At 65.3% G+C, this 10,808-nt stretch carries 10 protein-coding genes; 4 read left to right on the plus strand and 6 right to left on the minus strand.

Going from position 1 to position 10,808, the window contains the following annotated elements:
* Positions 1-7: 7 nt before the first annotated feature.
* From KRR26_RS22660 to KRR26_RS22670, 3 genes are all read right to left on the minus strand, one after another.
* Positions 8-1,525: an Hsp70 family protein gene (locus KRR26_RS22660; protein WP_120210685.1), complete on the minus strand. Its 1,518-nt coding sequence runs from the start codon at positions 1,523-1,525 to the stop codon at positions 8-10.
* 83 nt (positions 1,526-1,608) lie between these two features.
* A complete protein-coding gene (locus KRR26_RS22665; RefSeq protein ID WP_199723967.1) occupies positions 1,609-1,986 on the minus strand; it encodes a GIY-YIG nuclease family protein in 378 nt (125 codons plus the stop codon).
* Positions 1,973-2,551, minus strand: a complete 579-nt coding sequence (locus KRR26_RS22670; RefSeq protein ID WP_217080789.1) for a hypothetical protein — start codon at positions 2,549-2,551, stop codon at positions 1,973-1,975. The genes KRR26_RS22665 and KRR26_RS22670 overlap by 14 nt, the downstream gene beginning before the upstream one ends.
* A gap of 340 nt (positions 2,552-2,891) precedes the next feature.
* On the opposite strand from KRR26_RS22670, the gene KRR26_RS22675 reads away from it, so the two are divergent.
* Positions 2,892-4,871 carry an alpha-amylase family protein gene (locus KRR26_RS22675; RefSeq protein WP_217080790.1) on the plus strand — a complete coding sequence of 660 codons (1,980 nt, stop codon included), beginning with the start codon at positions 2,892-2,894 and terminating at the stop codon, positions 4,869-4,871.
* A gap of 210 nt (positions 4,872-5,081) precedes the next feature.
* Entirely contained in the window at positions 5,082-5,963 is an 882-nt protein-coding gene (locus KRR26_RS22680; protein WP_120210683.1) for an alpha/beta fold hydrolase, read from the plus strand.
* 94 nt (positions 5,964-6,057) lie between these two features.
* Here KRR26_RS22680 and KRR26_RS22685 read toward each other — a convergent pair whose 3' ends face one another.
* Positions 6,058-7,146: an oxygenase MpaB family protein gene (locus KRR26_RS22685; protein WP_217080791.1), complete on the minus strand. Its 1,089-nt coding sequence runs from the start codon at positions 7,144-7,146 to the stop codon at positions 6,058-6,060.
* Positions 7,147-7,530: 384 nt separating this feature from the next.
* Complete coding sequence (locus KRR26_RS22690) at positions 7,531-8,031, minus strand: hypothetical protein (protein ID WP_147423101.1); 501 nt, start codon at positions 8,029-8,031, stop codon at positions 7,531-7,533.
* Positions 8,032-8,567: 536 nt separating this feature from the next.
* Between KRR26_RS22690 and KRR26_RS22695 the strand changes: the two genes are divergently transcribed.
* Positions 8,568-8,930 (plus strand): hypothetical protein, encoded by a 363-nt coding sequence (locus KRR26_RS22695; RefSeq protein ID WP_147423100.1) that lies wholly within the window; start codon positions 8,568-8,570, stop codon positions 8,928-8,930.
* A 604-nt stretch (positions 8,931-9,534) separates the two neighbouring features.
* Here the strand turns inward: KRR26_RS22695 and KRR26_RS22700 are convergent.
* Positions 9,535-9,897, minus strand: a complete 363-nt coding sequence (locus tag KRR26_RS22700) for an H-type lectin domain-containing protein (protein ID WP_120210678.1) — start codon at positions 9,895-9,897, stop codon at positions 9,535-9,537.
* A 659-nt stretch (positions 9,898-10,556) separates the two neighbouring features.
* On the opposite strand from KRR26_RS22700, the gene KRR26_RS22705 reads away from it, so the two are divergent.
* The coding region (locus KRR26_RS22705; protein ID WP_407931733.1) for a transposase at positions 10,557-10,808 on the plus strand (252 nt) is incomplete at its 3' end.

Below are 10,808 nucleotides of genomic sequence, written 5' to 3' on the forward strand. Positions count from 1 at the left end.
GCGGGGCTCAGCCGCGCTGCGGTGCCCGTGGATCCACGATGGGGAGCGGCTGGCGCCGCCCTTCCTGCGAGACGAGCGCCGCGCTCAGCACGAAGTCCTGGCCCATGCGCAGCTCCAGCGAGGTGGGGCCCTTGTTCGCCACGCGCCACTCGGGCTCGATGCGCACGGTGCCCAGCAGCTCACGCTCGACGGTGGTGCGATCCACCGCCTCGAAGAGCGCCACGGGGACGGGCCCCGGCCACGGCGGCAGGTCCACGTCCACCGTGCGCACGCTGGGCACCGGCGTGTTGGCAGGGATGACCTCATGCTGGCCTCCGCCGGGGACCATGATGCCAATGGGCATGGGCACCACGTCCGCGAGCCCGGTGACCCCGCGCGCCAGATTGCGTCCGAGGATGGCCGCGCCCACCGCCACGCCCAGCTCGGGATGGATCTCCTTCTCCGAGGACAGGCGCTTGAAGTGCGCGAAGCGCTGACGGATGGCGGGCATTCGCGTCTGGCCCCCCACCATCACCAGTTCGTCAATCTGCTCGGCCTTCAAGCCCGCTCGCTCCAGCACGTCGTCGCACGCGGCCGCGGTGCGCTCGACGAGCTGGAACACCATGTCCTCCAGCTGCGAGCGCGTGAGCGTGTACTGGAAGTCGATGAACGCGCCGTCCTTCTGCGCGATGCACGGCACTCGGATGGGCGTGGCCTCGGTCTGGCTGAGCGCCATCTTCGCGGACTCGGCGGCGAAGATGAGCCGCTGCATCACGACCTTGTTGGGCCGCAGGTCGATGCCGTGCTGGCGCTGGAAGTCGTCCACGAGCCGCTCGGCGATGAGCTCGTCGAAGTTGGCGCCGCCGAGGAACGCATCGCCACCCGTGGCGAGCACCTTCACCACCTTGTTCTGCACCGAGAGCAACGTGGCGTCGAACGTGCCGCCGCCCAGGTCGAACACCATCACCGTCTGCTCGGGGTTGCGCAGGTTGGCGTAGTAGAGCGCCGCCGCGGTCGGCTCGTTGACGATGGCGCGGACCTTCAAGCCCGCCATCTCCGCGGCGTGGCGCACCGCCTCGCGCTGGCGGATGCTCGCGTGCGCGGGCACGGTGAGGACGCACTCGGCGAAGGGCGCGCCCGCCGCGTGCGACGCGAGCGTGTGAATCTGCCGGATGATGAGGTGGGCCACGTCGGTGAGCGTCGTCACCTTGCCGTACACCTTCGCGGCCGTGTACCCGTCGGGCGCCTCCAAGAGCTCGAAGGCGAAGCGGTCGCGGTGGCGCGCCACGTACTCGGACTGGAAGCGCCGGCCCAGGAAGCGCTTGGCCCCGAAGATGGTGTGGCGCGGGTCGTCGATGATCTGCCGCCGCGCCGCATGGCCCACGATGGCCTTGTCCGCCGCGTGGAACCACGCCACCGAGGGCAGCGTGAAGCTCTTGTCCGTCACGGGGACCACCCGCAGCTTGCCCGTCTTGTCGAAGAAGGCCGCCGCGGTGTTGGTGGTCCCGAAGTCGATGCCGAGGATGGGGTCCGCGCTCGTGCTCATGCGCGGCCCACTCTTCCATGTCTCGCGCCGAGGTTCAGCCCGGCCGACCTGCCCGCCGGGCCCATCCTCCTGTCACGGACCCATCAAGGTGGGGTGTTGTACCCCGCTTCGCCATAAGGGCGCAGGCGGTCCAGCCACAGGGCCAGCAGCACCTCCAGCTCTTCCTTGGGGTTGGCGCGAGGCTCCTCCTGCGGGGGGAGCGTGTCGATTACCTCGAAGGAGAACGCGTCCGCGCCATGCGTGCGCCAATCCTCCTGGAGCCCTGGGGCAAGGCTGTGCATGCCCTGGGTCAGCTCGAAGCGCAGGCGGTTGAGGAAGGCGGTGACGTTGAGGCTCGTCCCCACGAACACCTTCCCATTCACCCGGCAGCGGATGGCGTAGACGCCCATGGGCGGAGGCTTCTCTTTATAGGCCCGCTTGGCTTCGCTGCGCGCGGCGCGCGAGTCATCACCGGACGCCATGGCGCCCTCCCAGGTTCAGCATCGCCAGCTTCTCGGCCAGTCGCCCCCGCGCATCGATGTCACGCGGTGCCACCCAATCGCGCCCCATGCGCTCCCAGTCGGGGTCGTCCGGGTCCGCGCCGAGCGCGCGCAAGAAGCCCGCGTCGCAGATGAAGAACTGCGTGCGAAAGGGGAACAGGAAGCCCCCTTCGGCGCGGAGCGAAGCCGCGGCCTTCGCATAGGTGCCGAACCAGCGGTTGAGGAAGGCGCCAGGCGGCCGAGCGAAGAAGGCCTCGGTGTTGAAGTCGCCGGGCGCGCGCTGCTCCAGGGTCTCCTTCAAGGCGGACCACGAAGGATGTCCCTGCTCCTGTGCGATGACGCCGAGCGCATGCTTGCGCAGCACCGAGTCCTTGCGCGCCAGGACCTCGGGGGCGGACAGCTCCGCGAACTGAGGGAGCTGGCGCAGGCGCTCGGCCGCACGCGTGGCGCGGGCCGCGTCGTCCACGAGCAGGTCCTTGAGCAACAGCGAGGCGCGGACCTTGTACTCGCGCAAGAGGTCCAAGGGAGGGGAGGAATCAGTTCTCATGCGAAGCCCTTCGGTGGCGGTCCTCACCCGACGGTGGACCTGGAAGGTGTGCATCGAGAACGACTCGACAGCGGCAGACAGCGAGGGTGACGACGTCTTTCTCGGGTGCAGGCGCCCCTCGGCACCTCGCGGCAGTCAACCAGAGCCGTGCCGGGCTGGCAATGACTTCGCGGAGGAGCGGACGCTCGCTGGGTTGATCGCTGTCGTTGAATGAATCATGTTTTGCGACGCGCGCACTGAATCCACAGTCAACCCGTGACTGTCTTTCCATCCGTGCTCGACCTTCGCGCGCCTGGGCGTCGAATGACCGACGCCCTGTCTCATCCACGAGGAGCACAGAGTGAATCGCACGCGATGGAAGTGGGTGGCAAGACAGGCCGGGAGCGTGGTCTTGCTGGCCTTGGGATTGATGTCGACGGAGGTGCTCGCGCAATGCGCCTATTCGAGCATCCAGGCCCGGCTCCAGATTTCCTCCACGGGAGGCTGGGTGGCCAGCGGCACGGTCATCCAGGGACAGCGCTTCAAGGTCGGCGTCCTGGTGAATGGCGGCAGCACCCTGGCGGCGCGCGAGTACGTGGCGCTGCGGCTCACGGGCCCCAGCGGTTTCGAGATTCATCCTCCCGTCAACGGCGTCTATGTCGAGGCGCCCTACAGCGGGACCTATACGTTCGAGGCCACGTGCAACAACAGCGCGCTGACGTCCTCGGCCACGCTCACCGCGGATGCGCCGAGCCCGGGCACGCCCGCGCCCCAGCGGCCCAATCTCCACGCGATTGGCTTTCGCTCGGGGACGGAGCTCTACGGCGGATACACCGGGAACCCGACTCAGATTGACGCATGGGATAGGGCGAGCCTGGAGAAGGTGGTGGAAGCCGGCGCGGTCGCGACACACGTGGGCTTCAGTTGGTCGGACATCGAGCCCGTGCGCGGCGGAGGCTTCAACTGGACGGGCGCGGACGCGCAATACGCGCTCGCGCGGGAGAAGGGGCTGGTGGCCTTCGCGTTCAGCGGCATGACGCCCCTGTGGGCGCTGCCCGCGGGAAGGACCGCGCCGCACAAGTCTCCGCCGGATCCGCAGTACACGGCGGACTTCCAGTACTTCTTCCGAGAACTGTCGGCGCGCTACTGCCACAAGGTCCGTTACTACGAGTTCTGGAACGAGCAGAACGGCTGCGGGTGGATCGACGACCAGTGCTCGAACGGGCAGCAGGCCCAGGCGGAGCTGTACGCGGATTGGTTGAAGCTCTGGTACGTGGCGATGAAGGAGGGGTGCCCGGACGTGGTGCTCGCCACGGGAGGGCTGGATTGCGCCAGCTACACGGGCCCCACGGCGTGCAGTGACTACCTGGGGTGGATCTACAACCGCGTCGGTGGAGAGTACTTCGACGCCGTGTCCATCCATCCGTATGGACAGAAGCTGCCGACGAGCGACTCGGATCCATACCTGAACATCGACGCGCTCCAGAACGTGCGCGCGGTGATGGTCAACCATGGGCAACCCTGGAAGAAGATCTGGGCGGACGAGTGGGGCTACAACACGCCCGCGGAGCTGGAGGGCCTCAAGGGGCGGATGATCGAGCGGGCCCTGAATTGGTTCGAGGATCCGGCACACGACTATGTCTTCCAGTCGCGCTACCTGACGGTGCAGGACACGGGCGAGCAGCCGGTGAACCACAACTATGGCTTGTGTGACATCAACGCCGCGTTGAGCCCTCCCGTGTTGACGCCGCGCGCGGGGCATCAGGCCTACCGCGAGCATCTGCTCGGCGTGGGGGGAACGAGCCTCCCGCTGCAGAACGCGACGATGGAGTTCAACACCACGCCGCAGTACGGCGGACTGGCGAGCTGGGGCCCCAACGGTGGATGGGCGAACTCCGAGCAATTTCCGCGTCCGGCCAGCCAGTTCCTTGGGCAGATGTTCGGCTTCTACTCGGCGGGGACGGCGGAGACGGTGGGGCAGTTGCTCCCCAATCACCGGTTCCAGGCAGGGAAGACGTATGTCTTCAAGAGCTGGGCGCACGGCGGCGGTGACAACACCGGAGTGCTGCCGTACCAGCTTGGCTACGCGCAGACGGATGGGAGCCTGTCCTCGTGGGCCCCACTCGCCACGCAGCTGTACGCGGTGGGCAACACGTGGTTCGAGACGGCTGGGGTGACCTACACAGTGCCGGCCGGAAGCCCCGCCATCGGGAAGCAGATCATCGTCCGGTTCGGCAAGGGGAGCGACGGCGGCATGAGCGACATCTGGTTCGACAACCTGAGCCTGGACGATGCGCTGACTCGGGTGCGCGCCATCCCGTCGTCTCCGCGTCCTGGATGACGCGCTGGGCGGAGCGAGCCGGCGAGGCCGCGTGCACACGCCCTCGCCGGCTCCTTCCGCGTCACGCCTGGACTGGATGGGGGCGGGCGCCGGACACGCGAACGTCCGGCCCACACGCCGCCTGTCTTGTCGCCTGCTGCCTGTCATGGCGTGGGGGAGGGGGATGCTCATGTTCCCGACGATCGCAGCGCCCCCAAGGAGGGACACGCCATGGACGGACAGCTCCAGTCATCGCGGCCGAGCACCAGCGACCAGATCTCGGGTGCCTATCTCACCACGCGGGACGGCACGCAGCTCTACTTCAAGGACTGGGGGCCCAAGGATGGGCAGCCCGTGGTCTTCTCGCATGGATGGCCGCTGAGCGCGGATGCCTTCGAGGACCAGATGAGCTTCCTGGCCAGCCATGGGTATCGAACCATCGCGCACGACCGCCGAGGGCATGGTCGCTCGTCGCAGCCATGGGGTGGCCATGACATGGACACCTACGCGGACGACCTCGCCGAGTTGACCGCGGCGCTCGACTTGCGCAAGGCCATTCACGTGGGCCACTCGACGGGAGGTGGCGAGGTCGCGCGCTACATCGGTCGTCATGGCACGACGCGGGTAGCGAAGGCGGTGCTCATTGGCGCGGTGCCGCCCATCATGATCAAGACGGACTGGCATCCGAACGGCTTGCCCATGAAGGTCTTTGACGACATCCGCGCGGGAGTTCGCGACGACCGCTCCACCTATTTCTGGGAGCTGAGCATGCCGTTCTACGGCTTCAATCGCCCGGGAGCGAAGGTCTCCGAAGGATTGAGGGAGAGCTTCCGGCTCCAGGGCCTCATGGGAGGGCTGCCCGCGATGTACGACTGCGTGAAGGCGTTCTCGGAGACGGACTTCCGCGAGGACCTGGCGCGCATGAACATCCCGACCCTGGTGATGCACGGAGACGCGGACCAGATCGTCCCCTTCGAGGGCGCGGGCAAGCTGACGGCCACGCTGGTGAAGGGCGCCACGCTGAAGGTCTATCCGGGCGCTCCGCACGGCCTGTGTTCGACGTTGAAGAACGACATCAACCGAGACCTGCTGGCGTTCATCCGAGGCAACTGACCCGGAGTCACCACATGCCAGTGGGGCGGGGGCAACTGCTCTGCCCCACCGGCATCCATCGAGCGGGCGCAAAGCGCGATGAGGTCCGCTGGCTTCATTGTCCCCGAAAGTAGCGAAACCACCTGGGCGTACTGCGCAGCTGCGTGACCAGCCATGCGGGCAGGAACGTGGCCAGATCGAGGGCCGTCCAGTTGTCGGGCTGGACACGGTTCGAGGCGTTGAAGGCGTTGTGCAGCGCGGGGTTCAACTGCCGGAAGCCGGGCTGTGTGCGGGTGAGGTCGTGCGGATTGCCTCGGCATTCGCCGTTCGCGAAGAACCAGTACCACATCTCCTCGGCTTCATCGTGGTCGTGCGGAATGAGGGCGGCCGACAGTCCGAGCAGTGAGCCGAAGATCCTCCAGAAGTAATACCAGCGGGCCTCGTCGAAGGCGTAACCCTGGGGCTGGTTCTGCTGCTTGTCTCGCCACACCTGCGCGGGCACATACGAGAAGGTCAGCAGCGTGAAGGCCACGCCGCTTTGATTGTAGAGCGGCCGCCCCGCGTTCATGTATTGCTTCAACAGGCGGTTGTGCATCATCCCGAGCAGCAGCGTCGTGAGCAGGCTTCGCTTTTGATAGAGCGAGCGCCAGACTCCATTCATGTTGCCCCAGAGGATGCGGAGCATGACGCGGGCTGTCTCCATGACCCGGTAGCGCAAGACCGTGGGGTTCTGGAAGTGCGGGAGGCGGGCGAACAGCGTTTCGATGTCCCGGTGAAGATAGGTCGCCTTGAAGGAGAATCCGTTGAGGGTGTTGACGGAGGGCACTTGGGCGAAGACGTAGAAGGCTTCGTCCCGGGCCGCCTCGAAGGCATCCGCGAAGGCGTCCGCGGTGGGATGACCGACGATGTTGGCCACATCCGCGGCGCGAGCGCTGTTGAACAGGGCGCGTGCCAGCTCGCGATCGCCATAGGAGGTACCCCACCAGCCTTCCAGCGCGGCGAACGCGCTGACCGAGGGGCGGTAGCTCGGGGCGCCGGTCAAGGGAGTGGACCCTTGATGGGCCGTATCCCAATGCTGGCGGAGCGAGAACATCAACTGCTGCTGCGCCGAGTACATCGCCGAGTAAAGGGAGTCATGTGCCGGCAGAGCCGTATGGAGCAGATGACTCACATCCTGACCACGAACGAGGAAGGGCGGGGGCATTGGAGCAGATTACCCCATTCTCGTCGCGACGCCTCACGGGTGCACATTTCCGACGAGGGACATCGGGCCCACAATCCTGCCAATGGCCGCACCTACGCGGGCTTGGCTGCTTGGGGCTTGAGTCCCGCCTCCCCCGACCCTCACTCTTGCGGCGAGACGCAAGGGCCAGCAACAGGCGCTCACCCGCTGAGTTCGGCCGCGTGGAATCAATGACGCCGTGGTGTTTGTCGTTCTTGGGCGGGACCTTGAAGTCCAATCCCATGGATTGCATGGGGCCCTGGCACTGTCCAGCTTGGTTTCGGAAGATGCGGTTGATGCGGTCTGCCGCCGAGGGCGCATTGCCAATGCTGCCTCTTCATCAAGATGCGCCCCAGATGAGGTGATTCAGGCCCTGGGCGTCGACGTGGGCGCAGCGGGCTTGGCGGCAGAGACGCGGGTCGCCATGGTCCACAGCAGGGCTTGGAAGCGCTCGGGTGCCTTCTCTGGCTTGATCCGATCGTAGACGTCGAGAAGCTGGTCATTTGGAACTTGGGCGTACGCCGGCGCCTCGGCGGGCTCTGTTTCTGGGATGGCGGCGCGATGCCTGGCGACGATCGCGGCCATCTCTTGGAGGTCAGGCGGGCCTCGGTTCGGAAACCTGGCCAGGGCCGCTCTGCGGAACGCTGTTCGCGCCAGTCCCACGCCGATCAAGGTTTGAAGGACCAGTCCGACAACAGTGCCCGGGACCCCGGGCCCCTGGCTGTCCGCGATGATCGCCAGATTGATCAAACCCAGGAAGCACGTCACTCCCAAGGCTACCCAGCCGCCAATCTCCCACCAGGTTTCTCGCACTTCGTCCTCCCCTTGTGAGGTCGAACAGTGCTCGACGGTGACTCGATTGTGCAAGGGGTGACCTGCTGGCGGAGGCTCCCCGTGCAATCGCTTCGCTCGGGGTTGGCAAGGCCTGCCATGGCGAAGCGGGCAACGCCATGCATGCCATTGAGACACGCATGACAAGATCACAAGGCTACGACTCGCTCTGCCCCCGTCGCATGCCGAGTGACTTCATCTTCTTGAAGAAGTCTGAACCGAGGGCCGTGATTCGCGATCAGGTCGAGGGGCAGGAAGGCGCGAGACGAGCGGGAAGAAAGAACAGGGGCACCTCTCGTTCGGCTCTGTGTGCGCAGAAGACCTGAGAGCGAGAAGGCCCTGCCCGAGGGCAAAGGTAGGCAGTGGTTGAGGAGAAAGCGGCGGCAAGCGCTGCTTCGGTGGGCAGCCCGGAGCGGCTGCCCACTCACAGTGGGCAGCCCGGAGCGGCTGCCCACTCACCTCCCGCAGATGCCAGGCGGTGGCGGCCGTGGGACGAGGGGCCTCGTGCCACGCCGTCGCCACGCTGCTTCGGGTATATTCGGCAGCGAGGAGCCCAGCGAAGAGGTGGTGGGATGGCAGTGTATCATAGTTTTGTTGAATATGCGGGACGCACCCGCTTCACCCGTGATGGCGCGTTGATTGTTTTCGTTGAGCGACTGCAGGAATGGGTCGCGCAGCACGGAGATGAGCGATGCGTAGAACTCTTACGTCCGCTGTGTGATGAGTGGCTCGTGTTCACCAACGAGATGCCGCCAGGGTGTAAGTCGTTGTTTCTGGAAAAGTATGTGCGCGACGAAGAGACGCTCGTGGTGCTCGTGTCGGCCGTTAGGGGTGTTCAGCAGTCTCTGCGTGGAGTGGGGCCGGACTTCCTGCTTCAAGCGAGCGGGGCTTGGCTTGAGGCCCTCGAAGGGCCATCGAGGGAGGGCGACGGTTGAGTCTCGCGATCCGTATGAGTTGCTCACGCAAGTCCTCTCCGGTGCGTTGTGGTGATCCATCGCTCAGTCTTGGTCCGCGGGATGTTGGCAGCGTCGGTAGCTGCTGAAAACGACAAGGGCCCAGACGGCATGTCCGCGCCCTCGGGTGTTGCCTCGTACTGCGCGCGCGTCAGCCCTTCTTTGCGGTCTTCCGCGCGCGGCGGGGCGCGGTCTTTTTCGCCGCCTTGCGCGCGGGCTTCCGGGCCGGACGCCTCATCGGCTCAGGCGGGTGCTCCGCAAGCGCCTCCGTGAGCAGGTACATGCCTGCCGTGGTCCGCACTTGTTGGCCGACCCACTCGACGATGCGCTTGAGGCGCCACGCAGGATGCGCACCCGAGAACGATGTGCGGATGCCAAATACCTCGGCGTTGAAGTGCCAGCACTCGATGTTAGCACCGAGCACCAGCCGAAGGAGTCGTATTCGCTGTTGCGACGACCGCCTGCGCGCGGGGGATGATCAGCTCTCCCTCGCGAGCGGCAGCGGGTGAGGTTACCGCCTCTTCTGGATGTACAACGCCAGGTCTCCTGAAGTAACTAGGATCGCGGTACAGATTAGCCTTAGCCCTCACTCACCAAAGGCAAACCACTGTATCCGCGCCCAGTAGACCGTGCAGTCGGCCCAGGTTCCGACTTCGATGACACAGTTGCTGGAGTAGACTTCGTTGACTCGCATGCTGACTCGATTTCCACCACCACCACCTCTCATGTCGAAGCCAGTAATGCCGATGTGGACGAGGGGTGGACCGCTGAAAGTCATTCCGAAGTTGATCGAGAACAGGCGGGGTGAATTCGCATCTCGGATGTCACGAACTTCGAGGATGCCCGAGCGACCCACCAGTGAAGCGAATCTGACTGCATCGTTGACGTTGTTGATGGGGGTCGTGAGCCACTTGGGTCCGACTTCTCCGTCGAGATGGGTGTCTGACATCGTTTCTCCTTGAGGAAGGTCTGGGTATTCTTGTCTTTCGTGCTGGCGGGCGGGATTGTCTTTTGGTGTTGATGATTGACTGAATTTGACTAGTCGCAAGATGCGATGGGTTCTCCATGCTGCACGGAGTCGCGGTTCGAAGAGACACGTTGGGTAGAGGGGCCTCCGAGTTTCTTTTCAGCGGCGGAAATTGCCGGGATCGAAGAAACCCAAACGTCGCGGGCTCCAAAGCGAAATGCGCACCTCCGTCCTGGGGTGGTAGCTTCGGTAGGGGTTGTGACATGCCCTGGAATTTTCGGACCGTCTGAAGCTTGAGAGGATGCCGCTCCATTGCGCCAGCGCCCCGAAGGCTCGGCGCGGGCGAGCCGGCACTCACTCTCGCGTGCGGAAACGACAAGTGCCCGGGCGGATTGTCCGAGCCCTTGAGTGCGTTCACCGATAGGGCGTTAGGTACTGTCTGATGGATGCAGGTGGCGCAAGTAGGTGTAGATGAGCGCCACCTGCATCACTTAGACAGGGTCTAAACCAGAAGTCACGAAACCTAGGCGCCTAGTACTACCCGGTCAGATGAATCGAGCGTGGGCGCCCCGTGTTGAAGGAGCATGACGCCCACACAGTTGCGCAAGCTCGACCGGGAGCTGAGCGGGTTTCTGGAGTCGATGACGGAAGGAATGGGCCGGAGCGAGAGGCGTCGTGCCCTCGGCGGCTACCTTACCGGCCTACTGCTCGACGGAGAGCGCAAGAGTATCGAGCCCATGGCGGCTCGGCTCGTAGAAGCGCCTGAGCAAGCAGAAGCCATGCGCCAGAGGCTTCAGCAGTGTGTGTCCAGCGCGGCATGGGACGACTCCGAGATGCGGCGGCGTCTTGCGCGGAGTCTCGAGCACGAGTTGCCGGGCTTGGAGGCCCTCGTC

It is taken from the genome of Citreicoccus inhibens (assembly GCF_019039035.1).
Taxonomy (GTDB): Bacteria; Myxococcota; Myxococcia; order Myxococcales; family Myxococcaceae; genus Citreicoccus; species Citreicoccus inhibens.